This is a genomic window from Agrobacterium sp. rho-8.1 (genome assembly GCF_033957725.1).
Classification (GTDB): Bacteria; Pseudomonadota; Alphaproteobacteria; order Rhizobiales; family Rhizobiaceae; genus Agrobacterium.
Window position 1 is genome coordinate 638,332 of sequence record NZ_CP192788.1, and the last position, 20,806, is coordinate 659,137.

A 20,806-nucleotide genomic window follows, 5' to 3' on the forward strand; every position below is an offset into this window, starting at 1 on the left:
CCATCACGTCCGGGCAAAAAAGAGTTCACGAGTAAACTATGAAAAAGCCCAGCAAAGGCGTTATCCAGATTGCCGAAATCGCAAACGGCATCATTGATCCGGTTTTGGCAAAACGCGCGGGAATCAGCACGTCGCTGCTCGGCTCATGGGACGAAATTGCAGGTGCTGACTTTGCCGATTGCACCCGCCCGGAAAAGATCACATGGCCGCGACGTGATGAGGGGCCGGATCGTGGCGGCTATCAGGCAGGCGTGCTGACGATTGCGTGCGAAGGCGCGCGCGCCCTGTTCCTCACCCATGCGCAAGGGGAGTTGATCGCGCGCATCAATGGCTTCTTCGGTTTTCCGGCGGTGCGGCAAATCAGGATCGTCCAGAAGCCGGTCTCTCAGACGCTCAATCGCCGCCCCAAGCCACAACCATTGCGCGGTGATGCGGCCAAAAGGCTGGAAGGCATGATGGAGGGCATCGAGAGCGAGGCTCTGCGCAAGGCCGTCGAGCGCCTTGGAACCGCTGTTTTACAAAAGCGCGTACGGCGTGGCACGATTTGACGCAGTCTTTCGGCAAGACTGTCCTTGACTGGTCACAATTCTTTGACAAGAAGGAAAGAAATGGCCGCTTGTTCTCTACATGCGGTCGCTATATCGCAATTGCAGACAATTTCAGTCTTTCACAAACAGGTGCTAGATGCATTTTCCAGACGTCACTCTTTCTCGCCGCAGCCTTCTGGGCGGTGTTGCTCTCGCCGCAGTGGCCGCAGCCCTGCCATTCGCGCTGACATCAGGTTCCGCGTTTGCGCAGGATTTGCCTCAGTCTACCGGTGATGTGGATATGGATGCGGTCATGAAGCCCGGCCCGCTGCCGGATCGTGGCGTCGGTGACCCGAATGCGAAGGTAAAGATCGTCGAATACATGTCGATGACGTGCCCACACTGCGCGAATTTCCACAACAAGACGTTTGATGAGATCAAAAAGAAGTACATCGATACAGGCAAGGTCTACTTCGTCATCCGCGAATTCCCGTTCGATCCGCGTGCGGCCGCTGCCTTCATGCTGGCCCGTTGCGCACCGGAACAGCAGTATTACCCGTTCGTCTCCATGCTGTTCAAGCAGCAGCAAAGCTGGGCAACGGCGCAGGATGCCCGCGCGGCATTGCTGCAAATGTCGAAACTGGCAGGTTTTTCACAGGAGACATTCGAGGCCTGCTTGACGAACCAGAAGCTTCTGGATGATGTGAACGCAACGATGCAACGCGGTGCGACGGAATTCGGCGTCAATTCGACCCCGACCTTCATCATCAACGGAAAGCGCTACGCTGGAGACATGTCTGTGGAAAATATGTCGGCTCTCGTCGACAGCCTTCTCTAAAAGACGTTACCGCACAAAAACGGGCGACGGACACTTCCGTGCGCCCGTTTTTTTTGTTCTTGAGGCAGCAGCATGAAGTTCAACAAGCTGCGCCTGCTCGGCTTCAAATCCTTCGTGGAGCCGTCCGAATTCATCATCGAGCCGGGCCTGACCGGCGTCGTCGGACCCAATGGTTGCGGCAAGTCCAATCTTGTCGAGGCGCTTCGCTGGGTGATGGGCGAAAACTCCTATAAGAACATGCGCGCATCCGGCATGGATGATGTCATTTTCTCCGGCTCGGGAAATCGCCCCGCCCGCAATACTGCCGAAGTCGGCCTCTATCTCGACAATTCAGACCGCACCGCGCCTGCCGCCTTCAACGATGCCGATGAAATTCAGGTCACGCGCCGTATCGAGCGCGAAAATGGTTCGGTCTACCGCATCAACGGCAAGGAAGCCCGCGCCAAGGATGTTCAGCTTCTGTTTGCCGATGCCTCCACCGGCGCACGCTCGCCCTCCATGGTAGGGCAGGGGCGTATCGGGGAACTCATCAACGCCAAGCCGCAGGCCCGTCGGCAGTTGCTGGAAGAGGCGGCTGGCATTTCCGGACTGCATTCCCGCCGCCATGAGGCGGAACTGCGCCTGCGCGCGGCCGAAACCAATCTGGAGCGGCTGGAGGATGTGACGGCGCAACTGGAAAGCCAGATCGAAAGCCTGAAACGACAGGCGCGTCAGGCCAACCGCTTCAAGATGCTGTCGGCCGACATTCGCGCTCGCGAAGCGACATTGCTGCACATCCGCTGGGTAGAGGCCAAGCTGGCCGAGGGCGAGGCCGAAAGCGCGCTCAATCAGGCGACGAATGTGGTCGCTGAAAAGGCGCAGAGCCAGATGGAAGCGGCCAAGACGCAAGGGCTTGCCAGCTTCAAGCTGCCGGAACTGCGCGAAAACGAAGCGAAGGTCGCCGCAGCCCTACAGCGCCTGCAAATCGCTCGCACGCAACTGGACGAAGAAACCAACCGCATCCTGCGCCGCCGCGACGAGCTTGCTCGGCGCCTGACGCAATTGGGTGAGGATATCGAGCGCGAAGAGCGCATTGTTTCCGACAACTCCGACATCCTCGCGCGGCTGGATGCGGAGGAAGCCGAAATCCTCGATATTCTGGCTGATTCGGGTCGTCAGTCCGAGGAAACGCGTGAGGCTTTCGAGCAAGCCACGTCGAAACTGACCGAGAGCGAACGCGTTTTTGCAGCACTGACGGCAGAGCGTGCGGAGGCCGCCGCCTCCCGCACGCAGTTGGAGCGCACCATTCGCGATCTCGCTGACCGCAAGGCGCGCGCGGAGCGTCAGGCAGGGGAGGCCGCTGCAGAAATCGATACCATCGATGAGAAGCTCTCCGATCTGCCCGATCCATCCGAAAAACGGGAAACCGTGGAAGCCGCCGAGATCGCTGTCGAAGACGCGCTGATCGTGGTGGAAGAGGCGGAATCGGCCGTAGCGGAGGCGCGCTCTGTGGAAGCTATGGCGCGTGGCCCGGTCGATGCGGCACGCAGTCGCCTCAACGCGCTGGAAACCGAAGCGCGCACCATTGCCAAAATGCTGGATGCCGGTGCGGTATCGGGCTCGTTTACGCCGGTGGCGGAAGAGTTGACGGTGGATCGCGGTTTCGAGGCGGCTCTCGGCGCTGCCTTGGGTGATGACCTCGAAAGCCCACTCGATGCGGCCGCTCCAGCCTATTGGACCGTCAATGGCGACGGCGTAGCCGACCCGTCCCTGCCGGAAAACATTGTATCGCTGCTTGCGCATGTCGCAGGTCCGGATGCACTGAAACGCACGCTTCGCCAGGCAGGTCTTGTCGCAAGCGTCGATGAAGCCAAGCGCCTGATGCCAGCGCTGAAACCCGGTCAGCGCCTCGTTACGAAAGATGGCGCACTGTTCCGCTGGGATGGCCACATCACCAGCGCCGACGCTCCCGGCAATGCAGCACTCAGGCTTGCCCAGAAAAACCGTCTGAGCGAGCTGGAAGGTGAAGTGGACGAGGCGCGCTATGCGCTGGAGGAAGCCGAAGATCAGCTTGCCGCCAGCGCAGACGGCGTTCGTGTGGTGGAAAGTCAGCTTGCGGACGCAAGGGAACGAAGCCGTCTTGCCTCACGCCAACTGGTTGAAGCACGCGATGCCCTTTCGATGGCCGAACGCGCCTCCGGCGATCTCCTGCGCCGCCGCGATGTCGTGTCTGAAGCCATCAGCCAGATCAGCGGCCAGATCGAGGACATCGCCGCTCAGGAAGAAAACGCCCGCATCGAACTGGAGGACGCAGCCGACCTGTCCGATCTCGATTTGCGCCTGCGCGAGAGCCAACTGGACGTCGCGACCGACCGCAGCCTTCTAGCTGAAGCGCGCGCCCGGCATGAAGGGTTGAACCGGGAAGCGGAGGCCCGCCAGCGCCGCATCAACGCCATTGCTCAGGAGCGCACCACCTGGCAGGCGCGCGCGGCAAGCGCCAGCGGCCATATCGCGACGCTGCGCGAACGCGAGGACGAAGCCCGCGACGAGCTTGCCGAACTCGATATCGCGCCGGAAGAATTCGATGAGAAGCGCCGTGATCTTCTGACGCAATTGCAAAATACCGAGGCTGCGCGACGTGAAGCGGCTGATCGCCTGGTCGAGGCGGAAAATCTGCAACGAGAGGCTGACCGTGCGGCCACCATTGCCCTGTCAGCATTGGCGGAGGCGCGTGAAAAGCGCGGACGGGCCGAGGAGCGGCTCGTTTCCGCCCGTGAAAAACGTCAGGAAAGCGAATACCGCATTCGCGAAGCGCTGAATGTCGAGCCTCATATGGCATTCCGACTGACGGGACTTGGGGTTGATGCACCAATGCCCGAAATACGCGATGTCGAGCGTGATCTGGACCGGCTGAAGATCGAGCGTGAGCGATTGGGCGCAGTCAACCTTCGCGCCGATGAAGAGCAGGCGGAACTATCGGAAAAGCTGGCAGCACTGATCAAGGAACGTGACGACATCATCGATGCGGTGCGGAAGCTGCGCGCAGGCATTCACAATCTCAACCGCGAAGGCCGCGAACGTCTGGTTGCCGCTTTCGATATCGTCAACACCCAGTTCCAGCGGCTGTTCACGCACCTCTTCGGTGGCGGTACGGCGGAACTGCAATTGATCGAATCCGACGACCCGCTGGAGGCGGGCCTGGAAATCCTCGCCCGCCCACCGGGCAAGAAGCCGCAGACCATGACGCTTCTCTCAGGCGGCGAGCAGGCCCTGACGGCCATGGCGCTGATCTTTGCCGTCTTCCTCACCAACCCGGCACCGATCTGCGTGCTGGACGAGGTGGATGCGCCGCTCGACGACCACAATGTCGAGCGTTACTGCAACCTGATGGACGAGATGGTGGCCTCCACCGAAACCCGCTTCGTCATCATCACCCACAACCCCATCACCATGGCCCGCATGGACCGCCTGTTCGGCGTGACCATGGCCGAACAGGGTGTGTCGCAGCTCGTGTCCGTCGATTTGCAGATGGCGGAGCGGTTGATCGAGACTGTTTGATCTTTCCACGGTCGATTTTTCACGGTTTCGTAAAAATAAATGCGAATGCGTCCAAAGCTTCCGTAAGGGTAGGTTCTTGTATTTCTCTATTAGAACGAAGTGTTGCCTTATAGATTCTCTCAGCGGTTGGCTTCTGAAAAGCAGAGATAAATTATTACGCAGCTTCTGATGTGTGTTTTCTGGCAATTATTTCATGAGCGATCAAGTAACGCGCAATTTGCCTAAATTATTGGCATAAATGCAGTTTTTCATGTCTCATTAATGCTTATCGATCACCCTTCGGTGGCGATTTTTATCTCGCCGGACAGTATTCGGACCCACCCGATCTACGCGGAGATGTTTCGCTCAAGAGGATTTCCATGTCTATTCGGTCCAAACTTCTGTCGTGCATATTTTTTCTCGTCGCCATTCTGGCTGTGACGTCTCTGTTCTCTCTTTATGCGCTGAATGAAGAGTCACGGCTTTTGCGCAGCATTGTTGCCGACCGTGTCGTGCCGATGGCGCAGCTCAAATCCATCTCCGATGATTACGCGGTCAAGATTGTCGATACCGTCCACAAGGTCAGTGGCGGCTCGCTGAGCACTGAGCAGGGCATCCAGAATATTCGCAGCGCCATGCAAAGTATCGACACATCCTGGCGTGATTACACGGCGACCTATCTCACCGTGGACGAGAAGCGCCTTGCCGATGAATTCCAAACCATGCGCCAGTCGGCTGATCAGAAGATCCAGGGAATCATCACGCTTCTGCAGGCGGGTAATCTGGAGGAGATCGGCAAGTTTGCCGATGGTCAGCTCTATCAGATCATCGATCCTCTCGGTGAGTCCGTTTCAAAACTCATCGAGATTCAATTGACGGCGGCCAAAGACGGCATGGCGACAGGTGAAGACCTCAAAACATTCATCCTCCATACTCTCGCTGTCCTCGGCGCCATTGCTTTGGCACTGGCAACCGTTTGCGTCTTCATCGTCATCCGCGGCGTCATCAAGCCCATTCAGCTCATGACCGGATCGATGTCATCGCTCGCATCCGGCAATGTCGATCTGGAAATACCCGGCGCAGACCGCAAGGACGAAATTGGACAGATGGCGCAGAACGTCGTCATTTTCCGCAACAACGCTCTCGAGCGCATCCGTTTGGAGCAGGAAGCCGATGCCAACCGCAGCCTGTCGGAGAGGGAACGGATCGCTCGCGAAGAGCAGAAGGCCAGGGAAGCCGCAGACACCAGCTTTGCCGTCGATAATCTGGCCGATGCGCTGTCGCGCCTGGCCGATGGCGATGTCTCCTATCGCATCAGCCAGCCTTTCGTTCAGCACCTGGACGTGGTTCGCGCCAACTTCAACTCGTCTGCCGAAAAGCTGCAGTCTGCCCTGAACCGCGTGGCCGACAATGCCCGTGGCATCGACGCCGGTGCCAACGAAATCCGTGCTGCCGCCGACGACCTGGCCAAGCGCACCGAACAGCAGGCCGCATCGGTGGAAGAAACCGCCGCCGCGCTCGAGCAGATCACCACGACGGTCAAGGACAGCACCAAGCGCGCCCAGGAAGCCGGTCAGCTGGTGTCCAGGGCCCGCACCGGTGCCGAACAGTCCGGCGATGTGGTCCGCAAGGCCGTGATTGCCATGGAGCAGATCGAAAAGTCGTCGTCGGAGATTTCCAACATCATCAGCGTGATCGACGAGATCGCCTTCCAGACCAACCTTCTGGCGCTCAATGCCGGTGTGGAAGCGGCACGTGCCGGTGAAGCGGGCAAGGGCTTTGCGGTCGTTGCACAGGAAGTGCGCGAACTGGCTCAGCGTTCAGCAAACGCTGCCAAGGACATCAAGGCGCTGATCACGACATCGAACGGCCAGGTCCAGCAGGGCGTGCAGCTGGTCGGTGAAACGGGTCGTGCGCTGGAAACCATCGTTGCCGAAGTCCAGGAAATCAACCGTCACGTCGTGGCGATCGTGGACGGCGCGCAGGAACAGTCCTCCGGTCTCCAGCAGATCAACACGGCTGTGAACCAGATGGACCAGGACACGCAGAAGAACGCCGCCATGGTGGAAGAGCAGACGGCAGCCAGCCATACGCTGGCCCGCGAAGCCGCCTCGCTCAACCATCTGCTGGGCCAGTTCAAGCTGGGCGGTGGTTACGAAGCACCGGTGCGCCAGGCCACGCAGGCAGAACGTCCCGTCCAGTCTCCGGCGCGTGCGCTGGGCCGCAAGGTGGCGTCTGCCTTCAACGGCAATGCCGCTGTGAAATCGGATTGGGAAGAGTTTTGAGCCTGATGGCTTGAACGACCCGATGATAACGTGAAGATCAAAACCGCCCGCGCTTGTCGCGGGCGGTTTTGATTTATCAGCATGTGCGCCGCATTTATGCTGCACTGCGGTGGCACGTCTATAACAGAGGCCGTTTCCAACACTGTGACAATGCTGTAAAGGGTTGAAAAACAAGAACGCTTCTGGGTGGAGAGCGTAGAATGAAAAAGTGGGTCTATACCTTTGGCGACGGTGCCGCCGAAGGACGCGCGAGCGATATCGCCATATTGGGCGGCAAGGGTGCAAACCTTGCCGAAATGGCGAGCCTCGGCCTGCCTGTTCCCCCCGGCTTGACCATTATCAGCGAAGCCTGCGCGCGCTATCATCAAGGTGGTCGCAGTTTGCCCGAAGACCTGAAAATGCAGGTGAATTGTGGCATTTCCGGCATGGAAGCCATCACCGGTCGCACCTTCGGCTCGGGCTCTCAGCCGCTTCTCCTGTCCATTCGCTCCGGCGCGCGCGCCTCGATGCCAGGCATGATGGATACCGTTCTCAACCTCGGCCTCAACGACGAGACGGTGCAGGCCTTGGCAAGCGATTCGGGTGACGCCCGCTTTGCTTGGGATAGTTACCGCCGCTTCATCCAGATGTATGCCGATGTGGTGATGGGTCTCGATCACGAAATCTTCGAGGAAATTCTTGAAGATGAAAAAGGTCGCCTCGGTTACGAATACGACACCGAACTTTCTGCTGATGAGTGGCAGCACATCGTCTCGCTTTATAAAAGCCTGATCGAGGAAGAACTCGGCGATCCCTTTCCTCAGGATACGCAGGTGCAATTGTGGGGCGCCATCGGGGCGGTCTTCGCCAGCTGGATGAACGCGCGCGCCGTCACCTACCGCCAACTGCACAACATTCCCGGGGATTGGGGCACGGCGGTCAACGTTCAGGCCATGGTCTTCGGCAATCTCGGCTCGTCCTCGGCTACAGGCGTTGCCTTTACCCGCAATCCCTCCACCGGCGAAAAAGAGCTGTACGGCGAATTTCTCGTCAATGCACAGGGCGAGGATGTCGTCGCGGGCATTCGCACGCCCCAATCCATCACCGAAGATGCGCGCATCTGCTCAGGCTCCGACAAGCCGTCGATGGAAAAGGTGATGCCGGAGGCATTCGCAGAGTTTCTGGCGATTTGCGGACGGCTGGAAAGCCACTACCGCGATATGCAGGACATGGAATTCACCATAGAGCGCGGCAAATTGTGGATGTTGCAGACCCGTTCCGGCAAGCGCACCACCAAGGCGGCGATGAAGATTGCCGTCGATATGGTCGAGGAAGGGCTCATCACCACCGATGAGGCGATCTGTCGTATCGAGCCATCGTCGCTCGACCAGTTGCTGCACCCGACCATCGATCCCGCCATTGAGCGCCCCATTATCGGTTCGGGCCTTCCGGCCTCACCGGGTGCTGCATCCGGCGAAATCGTCTTCACCTCGGACGAGGCGGTGGCCGCGAAGGCCGAGGGTCGACGCGTCATTCTGGTGCGCATGGAAACCAGCCCGGAAGACATCCATGGCATGCATGCCGCTGAAGGCATTTTGACCACCCGCGGCGGTATGACCAGCCATGCGGCGGTCGTGGCGCGTGGCATGGGTATCCCCTGCGTGTCGGGTGCTGGCTCCATGCGCGTGGATGTGCGCAACAACGTCCTGATTGGTGTTGGCTGCATGCTGAAAAGAGGCGACGTCATCACCATTGACGGATCGTCCGGCCGCGTGATGAAGGGCGAAGTGCCCATGACTCAGCCGGAACTGTCAGGTGATTTCGCCAGGCTGATGGAGTGGGCTGACGGCACCCGCCGCATGACGGTGCGCACCAATGCCGATACGCCGGCAGACGCCCGCGCCGCCCGTGCCTTCGGCGCGGAAGGCATCGGCCTTTGCCGCACCGAACATATGTTCTTCGAAGGCGAACGCATTCACGTGATGCGCGAAATGATCCTCGCCGAGCATGAAGAGGGCAGGCGCGCCGCGCTCGATCAGCTGCTGCCCATGCAGCGGCAGGATTTCACCGACCTGTTTTCCATCATGCACGGCCTGCCGGTGACGATCCGCCTTCTCGACCCGCCCTTGCACGAATTCCTGCCCAAGACCGACGGTGAAATCGTGGAAGTCGCGGCGGCCATGGGCATGTCGCAGACACTGTTCCGCCAGCGGTTGGATGCACTGCACGAGTTCAATCCGATGCTTGGCCATCGTGGTTGCCGTCTGGCTATTTCCTATCCCGAAATTGCCGAAATGCAGGCGCGCGCCATTTTTGAGGCGGCGGTGGAAGCGGCTCGCCAGACCGGTGCGCCGGTTGTGCCGGAAATCATGGTGCCGCTGGTCGGCCTACGCTCCGAGCTGGATTATGTCCGCGCCGTCATCGACCGCGTGGCCGCAGCCGTGGCGCAGGAAACCGGCATGACGCTCGAATATCTGACCGGCACGATGATCGAGTTGCCCCGCGCAGCGCTCCGCGCCCACGTCATTGCCGAGGCTGCCGAGTTCTTCTCCTTCGGCACCAACGACCTGACGCAGACGACATTCGGCATTTCTCGTGACGATGCCGCCCGCTTCATCGAAACCTATCAACGCAAGGGCATTATTGAGCGCGACCCGTTCGTCTCCTTGGATTTCGACGGCGTCGGCGAGTTGATTCGCATCGCGGCAGATCGTGGCCGACAGACGCGGCCCGAACTCAAGCTTGGCATTTGCGGCGAGCACGGTGGCGATCCGGCGTCGATCCATTTCTGTGAGGATGCAGGTCTCGACTACGTGTCCTGCTCGCCATTCCGTGTGCCGATCGCGCGACTGTCTGCGGCACAGGCTACGCTTGCTATGGCTCAAAAGAATGAGATCGATACCGTTTCGAAGGTCGTGGCTTTCCGGGCAATCCCAGCGAAAGTCTAGCGGTTCTGTACGATAATGCGGCGTTCCACGACGACGGGGCGATAGAACATGTCGCGGCTGGATTGCGCCTGCCATGCACGCGCATCGGCCCGACGGTCGAGGTCCAGATCCAGCAGGCAACCGGCCATTTGATCGGTGTTGGGGCGGAAGCCGTAGCCCCGGCAGGTGGTATCGTCACGTGCACGCCGTTCCTCCGGGCTCAAGGTCTGGCACGCCGAAAGGGCCAAGGTCGCGGCAAGTGCGCTCAGGACGATGGAAACACGCATGATGGTCACTCCCTGATCGCAGCGACTGCGGCTGCTTTTGCGCATGACTCATAGGATTGTTTGCGCCCGCAGAAAAGTCCGCCGCGCGGCAAAGGTTGCCTTTGGAAAACACGTCGCGGAAAAGTGTTTGGTACGGCGCGATGGAGCGACGGACCGATTCCATTCGCCGCTAAAACCCATTATGACGTGGTGTACCGGCGATTCCTTGCGAACTGAACTTCGCGTGAAGCGCCCTCGTTGAAATACTTCGCCATCTCGTGCAAATCAGTTCAGCGGTTTGCGGCAGAGACATGCGCATCGGGTGCCGCTTTATGACTGTGCGTTTCGTTCGGCCCGTGTCCTATGCGGCATATCTGTCCCGGTATCTCGGGCTGTCGGCGCTCGTTCTTTTTCTGATTGCGGCACCTCTTCATCGCTTCGGTCCGCTGACCCTGCCGGATTTCATTTCGCTCACGCTCATCTCTGCAGCCATCGCAGCGGTGGCGCTGCTGCTTGCCATTTTCGGTCTGCAACGACTTTGGTCTGCTGGCGCAAAGGGCGGGCTTTGGTCGCTCCAAGCCATTCTGCTGGCCGCCGTTCCGCTTGGCGTCGTGGCATTTGCAGGGCTTTTGTACTGGCAAAAACCTGAAATCTATGATGTCTCGACCGATATTGTCGACGCTCCGAACTGGCTGTCCATTCCCACCGCAAACCAGCAATGGCTACCGCGCCCGTCAATCGTGTCCAAGGCTGACCGCGATGCACAGGCCGCAGCCTATCCAAGCCTTGCGGGCCACCGTTACGAAGGTGCTATTGACCGCGTCTACACCGCCGCCCGCAAGGTAGCGAAAGCGCAGCGCATTCGCATCGCCCATACCGATGGTCTCATTGGCTCGCTGCCGGATGTCCAGCCTGGCGTACCGCAGCAGGACCAGAATGAAAGTGTCACCGACACGCCAATTGATGAACTGCCGACCAATGTTCCGGTGCCCTTGGCGCGGCCCGCAGAGGCGCCAGCCCCGACTTTCTTCAATGGTAGCGGCGTGGTGACGATACAGGGCGAAACGCGCACCCTCATCTGGGGACTGCGCTTCGATGTCGTCATTCGCTTGCGCGAAGACACGGAAACCACCCTCGTCGATGTCCGGGTCGCCTCCCGCTTCGGCCCGCACGATCTGGGCATGGGTGCGGAAATCGCGGACGCCTATCTCGATGCGCTGGACGCGGAAATGCAGGGCCTTAACGACAATTGAGCGCACTTAGATAAAACGATCGCGCTCCTCGGGCGTCGGTATCCGACAGGCCTGACGCCGCCCGGCGATCTTCATACGGTTGCGGGCGACCAGATCGTAAACCCCGTCTCGAATTCTGCGCGGCACGAAGCGAAGAAGCGACACGAAACCGAAAAGACCGCCCATATGCCGGAGCACGCGTAGCACACCGTCCGAACGGGGATAGGCGACGCCGTTCTCGATCAAAAGGCTCGTTTCATAGTCATCTGTCCGATAGCCGTAATGGCGCATCAATGCCGTGCCGAGTTCGAACTGCGCCGGTGTGAAGCGAAACAGCTGTTTCTGATCATGGCGCAAGACGAAATTGATATCCCGAGAGCAAAAACCGCACTCGTCATCGAAGACGATCAGCGGCTTGTCGTCGGGAAAATCTGGAACTGATGGATCATCGCGGTAGCTATAGGCAGTCGTCATCGTCTCACTCCTATGCCGGACAATAAATTCCACCCAGCGAAGGCGGACCGTCCGTCTCGATCTCGCCTTTTTCGATCAGGTCTTCGATGTGGGCGAGAACAGACAGCGCGGCAGCGCCGTGCAGGCGCAGGTCGGTGCTGCGGTAAATGATTTTCACCATCTCCGGTATCGTCCGGTCGCCCGCTTTGATGCGTGCCAGCACCGCCTTTTCGCGCATGCGCCGGTGGGCACGAAGGCCGCGCATGAAGGCCGTGGGCTCGTTGACCGGCCCGCCATGGCCGGGCAGAAACAAACGATCGTCGCGTTTCAGAAGCTTTGCCAGCGACGCCATATACTCGCTCATCGACCCGTCCGGTGGCGCGACGATGGTCGTGGCCCAAGCCATCACATGATCCGCCGAAAAGACGATGCCGGTATCGTTAAGCGAAAAGGCCGAATGGTTGGCCGTGTGCCCCGGCGTGTGCAGCGCGGTCAATGTCCAGCCATCACCCGAAACAGCCTGTCCATCACCAAGTGCGATGTCAGGCACGAACGCGGTGTCGGAGCTTTCGGCAAACGGGTTGCGTTCACCTTCATGCAACGGTCGTGCGGCACGATGCGGCCCTTCGGCCACGGTCAGCGCGCCGGTGGCCTGGGAAAGCCGTGCAGCTAGAGGTGAGTGATCGCGGTGGGTGTGGCTGACGAAAATATGCGTGACTTCCCGCCCCGCAAGCGCTGTCAGCAAGGCTTGAAAATGCGCTTCATCGTCAGGTCCGGGATCGATGACGGCAACGGATTTGTCACCGACGATGTAGCTGTTGGTGCCATGGAAGGTAAAAGCCGAGGGATTGTTGACCGTGACGCGCTGAACGCCGTGGGCCACTGGCACGACAATGCCATAGGCGGGATCGAAGTCACGGTTGAATTCCGGGTCGGCCATCGTGTCAGTCAACGCTCTACTTGTATTCGATCTCGATGAAGGACATCGGTTCGCTGCCTGCATTGACCACATTGTGCGAAATGCCAGCCTCACGCCGGTAGGGCATGCCCTTTGCCGTATCGACCCTGCGACTGCCATCCTCGTCTTCGATCAGGAAATGACAATCCGTCATCGGCACCACCACATAACCCAGCCCGTGGGTGTGGTGGCCGGTATCGGCGCCCGGCTCGAAATCCCAACGGATGATTCGCACCACGGCGTCGTCCAGCAGCGTGGTGGGAATGGCGGGTGGTCTGGCGGAATACTTGCTCATGAGACGGTTCACCGGAAGCGTGTGGAATGGCAGGTTCTCTTCTGACGTAACATGAAGCCTGTGTGGACACACAAGAAATATTGTCCACGCCTCAACTTAATGATTGCCGCTGCCATTCGGCTTTGATAATCAGGCCCGGTTCAGGCAGTTGCGCGTAGCCATCTGTCCTGTTGGGGCGTCGCCAAGCGGTAAGGCACCGGTTTTTGGTACCGGCATCCCAGGTTCGAATCCTGGCGCCCCAGCCATATGTTTTCTCTGAGCCAGCAGGGCTTGAAGCCCCATCCTCTTTGATCGTCAGCTTGCATGGAAACCTCCCTCTATCTTCCCGTCAAAACATTTCTGGAGGCCGCCGGTTATTCGGTCAAAGGGGAGATCGGCGGGTGTGATCTGGTTGGAATCAATGCGGATGATCCACCCATCATTGTGGTGTGTGAGTTGAAGCTGACCTTCAATCTGGAGCTCATCCTTCAGGCGGTCGACAGGGCCGCGATCTCGGACGAGGTCTGGATTGCCGCCAGAATTTCGGCCAAGGGCAGGGGGCGGGAGGCGGACAAGCGTTACCGCGATCTATGTCGCCGTCTCGGCATCGGCATGCTCGGCGTCTCGGATCGTGGCGATGTGAGTGTCATCGTCGCGTCCGTCTCGCCCATGCCGCGCACCAACCCGAAGCGACGATCCAGGCTGGTGCGCGAGCATCAGAAAAGACGCGGCGATCCTGTCGTTGGTGGCAGCACGCGCACGCCCATGCTGACGGCCTACCGACAGCAGGCGCTTGGCTGCGCGGCGGCCTTGGCCGCAGAGCCGATGCGCCTTCGCGATGTTCGCGACCGCGTACCCGAAGCTGGCAAGATTTTGCAATCCAACGTCTATGGGTGGTTCGAGCGACTGGACAGGGGCATTTACGGCCTCACGGGCGCTGGCCGCGAGGCCTTGATCCGCTGGCCGCAGCCCTCTGTTGATCCCGAAGCGGAAACGCTTTAGGCGGCCTCAGTCGCTTTTACAGCCCGCAGTCTAGGCCGCCCGATCTTGCGCGCAATCACCACAAGCTCTGTCGGCGTGGTCTTCGTCAGGGCAAGTTTCACGGCCTCGTTCAGTGATGTCGCGATGAAATCGGCGCTGATTTCCGTTGCCTGGATCTGCGAAAAATGCTGACCATTGGCGGTGGGAATGAGAATGCCGACGCGGATGGATGGTTTCGCCCGCTTCAGGCGGCGAACGATCTGGCGGGCATGGGATTTTGAGTTGCCGTTGAGGAACGAGACGACAACCGTATCGACACCATCCAGCGCAAGTTTCTGCAAGCCGCGTCCGGCAAGGCCGATATAGCTTGCGGAAGACACCTCAGCACCCTGAATCTCGATAGCTTGCGACAGCATGGCGGATGCCGCGTCGTCGATCGCGCCTCGGCCGCCCAGACACAGCACCGTCTGCTCCCGACCGTCCGGCAACGCGGTGGGATCGGCCAAGGTTTCGGACGGGTTGGTTGCTTCTTCCTCGTTTTCCTCTTCCTCGGCGATATCGGAAAGGTTCTCCACAAGCGTGAGCGAACTGGATGAAAACAGCGAGACCTGCGCATCCGACATCACGCCACGCTGCCTGTCCATTTCCCCCAGAAGAAGAGCGGGAAGTCCGACCTTGTCGTAGTAATCAACGAGATATTCTTCCTTCAGATATTCCTCGGCATTGTCGATCGCCTCGTTCGGATCACCGGCCAGCAGTCTTTGATAAAGCTTTTCGTGGAGTTCCAGAACGGGTTCGTTGCCGAGCAGAACGTCGAGGAAACCAAATTGCGGAACGTAGCGTCCCAGCACGACGAGGCAGACCGTTAGCGGTGTCGATAACATCAGGCCGATAGGCCCCCAGAGCCAGGACCAGAATATGGCGGACACGATGATCGCCAGCGGAGAGAGGCCGGTATGGGAGCCGTAGAGCCAAGGCTCGATGACATTGTTGCTGATCAGCTCCGTCGTTATGAACAAGGCGGCAACCCAGGCAACCAGCGACCAGCCGGGTGCGATGGCGAGAGCGAGAAACAGCGGCAGGATCATCCCGATGACGGGTCCGATATAAGGTACGAACCGCAAGACGAGCGTGAGCAAGCCCCAAAGGATCGCATTGGGTATTCCCAGAATCCAAAGCCCAATGGTGATCGGTAGCGCGTACAGCGCATTCACCACCAACTGCATCAGAAGATATTTGCCGACGCGCTTGCCCGCATCCTGCAAGGCGGCTGTCGTTCTGTGAAGGTCACTGAGGCCCACCAGCCGGATGAAGCGATCCCGCAAATCCTCCCGTTCCAAAAGCATGAAAACAACGAGAACGATGACGAGACCTGCCGTCGCAAACGGGCTGATCAAAGGCAGTATAAGGTTTCCCAGCGTCTGAAGCGGATTGGTGCGCGATACGATTTCGACCGGCATGGGCTCGCGCTGCGGAGTTTCAGGAGCCGCTGTGTCCTGGCTTTCGACGGCCCGAACCTGAATTTCCGCCCCCACCTTCTCCACCACCTTGCTGAGATGATCGAGCAGGCCGTTGCCTGCGCCGGCCTGCGCCAGAACCTGGACCTTGCTGACGATATTGCGCTGATAGGTTGGAATGTTTTCGGCAAGGTTTGCCACCTGCGTCGCGACGATGAAGCTGAAAACAGCAATGGCGCTGAAGGCCGATATGACGGCGAGAATGACTGCCAGGATCTTCGGCACTGATCGTTTGCGAAGAAAAGAGACGATGGGGGCAAGCGTAAACGAAAGAAGGAGCGAAAGCGCAAGCGGAATGAAGATTTCCTCGCCAACGCGCAACACGATGGCCACTCCGATAAGGATCACCACCGTTTTTCCTGACAACATGTTCGTCGAGGCAGCATCGGTTTTCGGGTAGGTCGGGCCTGCGGTTACCGACTTGATCGTCTTTGAAAGGTCCATGTTCTTTCCCGCCCTATGCCCATTCGGTTCACCTTGTGGACCAATACGACAAAGAGCACCAGTGGATGTGCGATGGCTTTGGCAGGCTGGTCGAACGCGGTGAGGTGCAATCGGCATCGTGCCGGGTGCAAAGCGGTGAACGCACGTCTTGTTGTGCGGTTCCTTATATAAGCGATGACGCGATCACAAGCGCTCATATCTGTGGCTTGATGGTCGCCATATCCAGAGTTGACCAGACAGTGCGGATTTTCCAGGTGGCAGTTTACTTGCTTGCTTGACCGTCATCCCGGCGCGTCATTGAAAATCGGGAATTCTTCGGTGGCCGGTATCGGAGCGTCGTATCCAACCGAAGAAAAACACCGAAAATCCGCGGAGGCTGCCTCTGTTTACAAGAAACATACGTTGCGAGACCAACGAAAACTCCTTTAAAAGCCATGGTGTGTTTTCGCGTGTGGAGTTCTGAATGCCTGCAGGTTCTTCCCGGCCGTCCTATTTGCCTGCCACTGGCGAGACAGCCGACCTTATCCATCAGTTCGATTGGTCTGCGACCGCGCTGGGACCCATCGAATTTTGGAGCTCCACTGTTCGCACTGCTGTCGGGATGATGCTGCGTTCGCCCGTCGCCATCGCCACGCTTTGGGGTGATGACGGCGTGATGATCTATAACGATGCCTATGTGGAGATTGCAGGTAAAAGACATCCTGGTCTGCTGGGCTCGAAGGTACGCGAAGGCTGGCCCGAAGCATCCGACTTCAACGGCAATGTCATGAAAACCGGGATGGCCGGCAAAACGCTGTCCTATAAGGATCAGGAATTTACGCTTTTCAGAAACGGTGCTCCCGAAACTGTCTGGCTGGATCTCGACTACTCCCCCATTGTCGATGACGCAGGCGTCACCGTCGGTGTCTTGGCCGTCCTCAGGGACACGTCCGAGCGTGTAAAGGCCGCAAGACAGCTGGAGGCTCTGAACGAAGACCTTGAGCGTCAAGTGCTGGAACGGGTTCTGGAGCAGGGCACGACCTGGAACATAAATCCCGACATGCTGGCCGTTGTCAGCATGGAAGGCCGCTTTCTCGCCACCAACCCGGCATGGGGCAAGACGCTGGGGTATAATGCGCAAGACATGCGCGGCCTTATCTATACCGACCTTTTGCACCCTGACGATATTCCCGAGGCGAAGGCCGCATTGGCTCCCCTGATGTCTGGAGAAGCGGTGATTGGCGCCGAAAACCGGTATCGGACGAAAGATGGTGCTTACAGGTGGGTTTCCTGGATCTGTGTCCCTGATAACGGCAAGATCTACTGCATCGTCCGTGACGTGACCGACGAGAAAACCACACGTGCCGAACGTGATCAGTTGTGGCGGCTTTCGCAGGACATGCTGGCGCGCGCCAATTATGCTGGCGAAATGTTGGCGGTCAATCCTGCCTGGAGCGCGGTTCTTGGTTGGAGCGAGCAAGAGCTTCTGACCAATCCCTATGCCGATATCATTCATCCGCAGGACGTGCCAAGAACGACGGCGGCTCTGGTGGAGATGGCAAAGACCGGTCACCCGACAAGATTCGAGAATCGCATCTTGACCAAGACCGGGGTCTGGACCCCCATCGACTGGACCGTGTCGCCGGAGGCCGACAATGTCAACTTCATCGCGGTTGGTCGAGACCTGTCTGACTACAAGGCTCGGGAAGCGGAACTCGAAGAGGCTCAGGAGCAGTTGCGCCAGGCCCAGAAGATCGAGGCGATCGGCCAGCTTACGGGTGGACTGGCGCATGACTTCAACAATATCCTTGCCGGGATCGGCGGAAGTCTCGAGATGATGACGACGCGTCTGGCGCAGGGGCGTGTTGGTGAGTTGGACCGCTATCTGGTCGGTGCGACCGCCGCCACCAAACGCGCGGCTGCATTGACACAGCGCCTGCTCGCCTTCTCCCGTCGGCAAACGCTGGACCCGAAGCCCACCGATCTGAACAGCCTCGTCATCGGCATGCTTGAACTGATCTATCGCAGCATCGGCCCGAGCATCGAAGTCGAGACGGCGGCAGCGCAGGATTTGTGGACGACTTTCGTCGACGCCGGTCAGCTGGAAAATGCGTTGCTGAACCTTTGCATCAATGCCCGTGACGCCATGCCTGAAGGCGGCAAGATTACCATCGAGACTGGAAACCATCGGCTGGATGAGCGCGCCGCAAGGGAGCAGGGCCTCAAACCAGGCCAATACGTCTCCCTGTGCGTCAGCGATACGGGCACGGGCATGTCGGACGAGGTCATGTCCCGCGCATTCGACCCGTTCTACACGACAAAGCCGATAGGGCAGGGGACGGGCCTTGGCCTCTCCATGGTGCATGGCTTTGCCGGGCAGTCCGATGGCGCTGTGCGCATCGATTCCAAGATCGGCGACGGAACGACGATTTGCATTTACCTGCCACGCTACGGCACCGACACATATGTCGAAACGCCCGGAGCAGAGCAACAGTCGCCTGCACCACAATCAAGTGGCAATGAAACGATCCTTGTTGTCGATGACGAACCCCTGGTGCGGATGTTCGCAGTCGAGCAGCTGGAAGATCTTGGCTACACGGTTCTGGAAGCCGACGACGGACCATCCGCGCTGGCAATTCTCAACTCCGAGCGCCCGATCAACCTGCTCGTCACCGATGTTGGATTGCCCAATGGCATGAACGGTCGACAACTGGCCGAAGCCGCCAGACTGTCTCGGCCCGATCTGGGCGTGCTGTTCATAACAGGGTACGCCGAAAACGCCGTCCTCAACTACGGCCACCTGGAAAACGGCATGCATGTCATGACAAAGCCGTTCCAGACAGACCTTTTTGCCCGCAAGGTGAACGATCTGATCGGACGCCGCTCGTAGGATAATGCTTCAGGTGGCGATCATAACCACCTGAAGTATCGGCGATTTCAAGGTGCCAGATCACCCACAGGCTGTACAGACACAGTGTCCGGTGCTGGAGGCGTGGCAGACGCCGCCGGCGCCAGTGATGCCATGTCGATCTGTGGCGGTGTTGGCAGCTGCAGGTGTTCGCTTGTGTAAGCCCATTCCTGCATGACCTTGTCTGGGTCGCCGTTCAGCTTCGTACCATAGCTTGGAACGATCTGACGGATCTTGGACTGCCATTCCGGGCTCGCGACCTTTTCGGCAAAGACCTTTTCCAGAACCTGGAGCATGATGGGAGCGGCGGTGGAAGCACCCGGCGAAGCACCGAGCAATGCTGCGATGCTGCCATCCTTGGCGCTGACGATTTCAGTGCCTAACTTCAGAACCCCGCCCTTGTCTGCGTCGCGCTTGATGATCTGTACGCGCTGTCCCGCCTGCCACAAACGCCATTCGCCCTGTTTTGCACCGGGGAAATATTCCTGCAACGCTGCGAAGCGGTCGTCGTCGGACAGCATCAACTGTCCGGCCAGATATTCTACCAGTGGATATTCATCCATGCCCACGCTCATCATCGGCCATGCATTGCTCATGGTGGTCGATGTCAGCAGATCGAAATACGAGCCTTCCTTGAGGAATTTCGTGGAGAATGTCGCAAAGGGTCCAAACAGAATGACGCGCTTGCCGCCGATGACGCGCGTGTCGAGATGTGGCACGGACATGGGCGGAGAGCCGACGGATGCCTTGCCGTAAGCCTTGGCCAGATGCAGCATCGTCACATCGGGATTTTCATTGACGAGGAAGGAGCCGCCGACCGGGAAGCCCGCGTAATCCTCACCTTCGGGAATGCCGGACATCTGCAGCAGATGCAACGCACCCCCACCGGCGCCAACGAACAGGAACTTGGCGTCCACCGTGTGGGCCGTGCCATCCTTCGTGTTGCTGTAGCTGACGCGCCAGGTGCCATCGGCATTGCGCTCGATGCCATCGACTTCGCTGGAAACCTGGAGATTGAAATTCTCTTGGCTCTTCAGATAACCGACGAACTGGCGAGTGATCTCACCGAATTCCATGTCGGTGCCGAGCGGAGACCACGTTGCGCCGATCTTCTGGCCGGGATCGCGGCCTTCCATCATTAGCGGAACCCATGTCTTGATCTTTTCAGGGTCGCTGGAATACTGCATACCGGCAAACAGAGGGCTGGCCTTCAACGCCTCATAACGCTTTTCCAGATAGGAAATGTTTTCATCTCCCCACACGAAGCTCATATGCGGCGTGTGGTTGATGAAGGAGCGCGGGTTTTTCAGCACGCCATTGCGCACCTGCCATGCCCAGAACTGGCGGGAAATCTGGAAGGATTCGTTGATCTCGATCGCCTTGGAAATGTCGATGCCGCCATTGGCGGTTTCCGGCGTGTAGTTCAGTTCCGCCAGAGCCGAGTGACCGGTACCGGCATTGTTCCAGCCGTTGGAGCTTTCCAGCGCGACCGCATCGAGCCGCTCCAGCATTTCGATGGACCAGTTGGGCTCCAGCTCATGCAGCCAGACGCCGAGCGTGGCGCTCATGATGCCGCCGCCGACCAGTAGAACATCGACTTGTCTGTCCGCAGTCTGCGCCACCGCCGTGGCACCCGGCATCGCCGCGGCGGCAAGACCAGCCAATGCCGTACCCAGCACCTGGCGGCGGTTCAGGGCGAGGTTGTCGCGAGAAAATCCGGCA

14 protein-coding genes and 1 tRNA gene are annotated in these 20,806 nt (G+C 59.1%); 9 read left to right on the forward strand and 6 right to left on the reverse strand.

Features of this window, described 5'->3' with window-relative positions:
* Nucleotides 1-38 precede the first annotated feature (38 nt).
* The 5 genes from RMR21_RS03150 to ppdK all read left to right on the forward strand — a co-directional run bounded on the left by RMR21_RS03150 (nt 39) and on the right by ppdK (nt 10,093).
* Nucleotides 39-548 (forward strand): DUF721 domain-containing protein, encoded by a 510-nt coding sequence (locus RMR21_RS03150; protein WP_498669264.1) that lies wholly within the window; start codon nt 39-41, stop codon nt 546-548.
* A gap of 136 nt (nt 549-684) precedes the next feature.
* Nucleotides 685-1,365 (forward strand): DsbA family protein, encoded by a 681-nt coding sequence (locus tag RMR21_RS03155; protein WP_498669265.1) that lies wholly within the window; start codon nt 685-687, stop codon nt 1,363-1,365.
* A gap of 72 nt (nt 1,366-1,437) precedes the next feature.
* Nucleotides 1,438-4,902 (forward strand): chromosome segregation SMC family protein, encoded by a 3,465-nt coding sequence (locus tag RMR21_RS03160; RefSeq protein ID WP_498669266.1) that lies wholly within the window; start codon nt 1,438-1,440, stop codon nt 4,900-4,902.
* A 353-nt stretch (nt 4,903-5,255) separates the two neighbouring features.
* Nucleotides 5,256-7,166, forward strand: a complete 1,911-nt coding sequence (locus RMR21_RS03165; protein WP_498670230.1) for a HAMP domain-containing methyl-accepting chemotaxis protein — start codon at nt 5,256-5,258, stop codon at nt 7,164-7,166.
* A 200-nt stretch (nt 7,167-7,366) separates the two neighbouring features.
* Nucleotides 7,367-10,093 carry a pyruvate, phosphate dikinase gene (gene ppdK, locus RMR21_RS03170; protein ID WP_498669267.1) on the forward strand — a complete coding sequence of 909 codons (2,727 nt, stop codon included), beginning with the start codon at nt 7,367-7,369 and terminating at the stop codon, nt 10,091-10,093.
* Here ppdK and RMR21_RS03175 read toward each other — a convergent pair.
* Entirely contained in the window at nt 10,090-10,359 is a 270-nt protein-coding gene (locus tag RMR21_RS03175) for a hypothetical protein (RefSeq protein ID WP_498669268.1), read from the reverse strand. The two genes, ppdK and RMR21_RS03175, sit on opposite strands and share 4 nt — an antisense overlap.
* A 311-nt stretch (nt 10,360-10,670) precedes the next feature.
* Between RMR21_RS03175 and RMR21_RS03180 the strand changes: the two genes are divergently transcribed.
* A complete protein-coding gene (locus tag RMR21_RS03180; RefSeq protein WP_498669269.1) occupies nt 10,671-11,591 on the forward strand; it encodes a DUF1499 domain-containing protein in 921 nt (306 codons plus the stop codon).
* A 6-nt stretch (nt 11,592-11,597) separates the two neighbouring features.
* On the opposite strand, the gene RMR21_RS03185 is transcribed toward RMR21_RS03180, so the two are convergent.
* Genes RMR21_RS03185 through RMR21_RS03195 form a run of 3 tightly spaced genes read right to left on the reverse strand, consistent with a single transcriptional unit; the run spans nt 11,598 to nt 13,276 of the window.
* Nucleotides 11,598-12,044: a thiol-disulfide oxidoreductase DCC family protein gene (locus tag RMR21_RS03185; RefSeq protein ID WP_498669270.1), complete on the reverse strand. Its 447-nt coding sequence runs from the start codon at nt 12,042-12,044 to the stop codon at nt 11,598-11,600.
* 10 nt (nt 12,045-12,054) lie between these two features.
* Nucleotides 12,055-12,963: an MBL fold metallo-hydrolase gene (locus tag RMR21_RS03190; protein ID WP_498670231.1), complete on the reverse strand. Its 909-nt coding sequence runs from the start codon at nt 12,961-12,963 to the stop codon at nt 12,055-12,057.
* A gap of 16 nt (nt 12,964-12,979) precedes the next feature.
* The gene (locus RMR21_RS03195; RefSeq protein ID WP_498669271.1) at nt 12,980-13,276 is read right to left on the reverse strand and encodes a cupin domain-containing protein; all 297 of its coding nucleotides are present in this window, start codon (nt 13,274-13,276) and stop codon (nt 12,980-12,982) included.
* A gap of 171 nt (nt 13,277-13,447) precedes the next feature.
* On the opposite strand from RMR21_RS03195, the gene RMR21_RS03200 reads away from it, so the two are divergent.
* Both RMR21_RS03200 and RMR21_RS03205 read left to right on the forward strand, forming a co-directional pair.
* Nucleotides 13,448-13,521: transfer RNA gene (locus RMR21_RS03200), tRNA-Gln, on the forward strand.
* 58 nt (nt 13,522-13,579) lie between these two features.
* Nucleotides 13,580-14,257: a DUF2161 domain-containing phosphodiesterase gene (locus RMR21_RS03205; protein WP_498669272.1), complete on the forward strand. Its 678-nt coding sequence runs from the start codon at nt 13,580-13,582 to the stop codon at nt 14,255-14,257.
* On the opposite strand, the gene RMR21_RS03210 is transcribed toward RMR21_RS03205, so the two are convergent.
* Nucleotides 14,254-16,197: an AI-2E family transporter gene (locus RMR21_RS03210; protein ID WP_498669273.1), complete on the reverse strand. Its 1,944-nt coding sequence runs from the start codon at nt 16,195-16,197 to the stop codon at nt 14,254-14,256. The two genes, RMR21_RS03205 and RMR21_RS03210, sit on opposite strands and share 4 nt — an antisense overlap.
* A 463-nt stretch (nt 16,198-16,660) precedes the next feature.
* Here RMR21_RS03210 and RMR21_RS03215 point away from each other — a divergent pair, with 463 nt between their 5' ends.
* On the forward strand, nt 16,661-19,066 hold the full coding sequence (locus RMR21_RS03215) for a PAS domain S-box protein (RefSeq protein WP_498669274.1): 2,406 nt from the start codon (nt 16,661-16,663) through the stop codon (nt 19,064-19,066).
* Nucleotides 19,067-19,113: 47 nt separating this feature from the next.
* Here the strand turns inward: RMR21_RS03215 and mqo are convergent, their stop codons facing one another.
* On the reverse strand, nt 19,114-20,724 hold the full coding sequence (mqo, locus tag RMR21_RS03220; protein WP_498670232.1) for a malate dehydrogenase (quinone): 1,611 nt from the start codon (nt 20,722-20,724) through the stop codon (nt 19,114-19,116).
* Between the last annotated feature and the right edge of the window lie 82 nt (nt 20,725-20,806).

What these genes read in the sequence shown, in the direction of transcription:
- RMR21_RS03205 (WP_498669272.1), top strand. Translation starts at nt 13,580, where the DNA reads ATGGAAACCTCCCTCTATCTTCCCGTCAAAACATTTCTGGAGGCCGCC.
- RMR21_RS03175 (WP_498669268.1), bottom strand. Translation starts at nt 10,359, where the DNA reads ATGCGTGTTTCCATCGTCCTGAGCGCACTTGCCGCGACCTTGGCCCTT.
- mqo (WP_498670232.1), bottom strand. Translation starts at nt 20,724, where the DNA reads ATGCCGGGTGCCACGGCGGTGGCGCAGACTGCGGACAGACAAGTCGAT.
- RMR21_RS03155 (WP_498669265.1), top strand. Translation starts at nt 685, where the DNA reads ATGCATTTTCCAGACGTCACTCTTTCTCGCCGCAGCCTTCTGGGCGGT.
- RMR21_RS03180 (WP_498669269.1), top strand. Translation starts at nt 10,671, where the DNA reads ATGACTGTGCGTTTCGTTCGGCCCGTGTCCTATGCGGCATATCTGTCC.
- RMR21_RS03185 (WP_498669270.1), bottom strand. Translation starts at nt 12,044, where the DNA reads ATGACGACTGCCTATAGCTACCGCGATGATCCATCAGTTCCAGATTTT.
- RMR21_RS03215 (WP_498669274.1), top strand. Translation starts at nt 16,661, where the DNA reads ATGCCTGCAGGTTCTTCCCGGCCGTCCTATTTGCCTGCCACTGGCGAG.
- RMR21_RS03210 (WP_498669273.1), bottom strand. Translation starts at nt 16,197, where the DNA reads ATGGACCTTTCAAAGACGATCAAGTCGGTAACCGCAGGCCCGACCTAC.
- RMR21_RS03190 (WP_498670231.1), bottom strand. Translation starts at nt 12,963, where the DNA reads ATGGCCGACCCGGAATTCAACCGTGACTTCGATCCCGCCTATGGCATT.
- RMR21_RS03160 (WP_498669266.1), top strand. Translation starts at nt 1,438, where the DNA reads ATGAAGTTCAACAAGCTGCGCCTGCTCGGCTTCAAATCCTTCGTGGAG.
- ppdK (WP_498669267.1), top strand. Translation starts at nt 7,367, where the DNA reads ATGAAAAAGTGGGTCTATACCTTTGGCGACGGTGCCGCCGAAGGACGC.
- RMR21_RS03150 (WP_498669264.1), top strand. Translation starts at nt 39, where the DNA reads ATGAAAAAGCCCAGCAAAGGCGTTATCCAGATTGCCGAAATCGCAAAC.
- RMR21_RS03195 (WP_498669271.1), bottom strand. Translation starts at nt 13,276, where the DNA reads ATGAGCAAGTATTCCGCCAGACCACCCGCCATTCCCACCACGCTGCTG.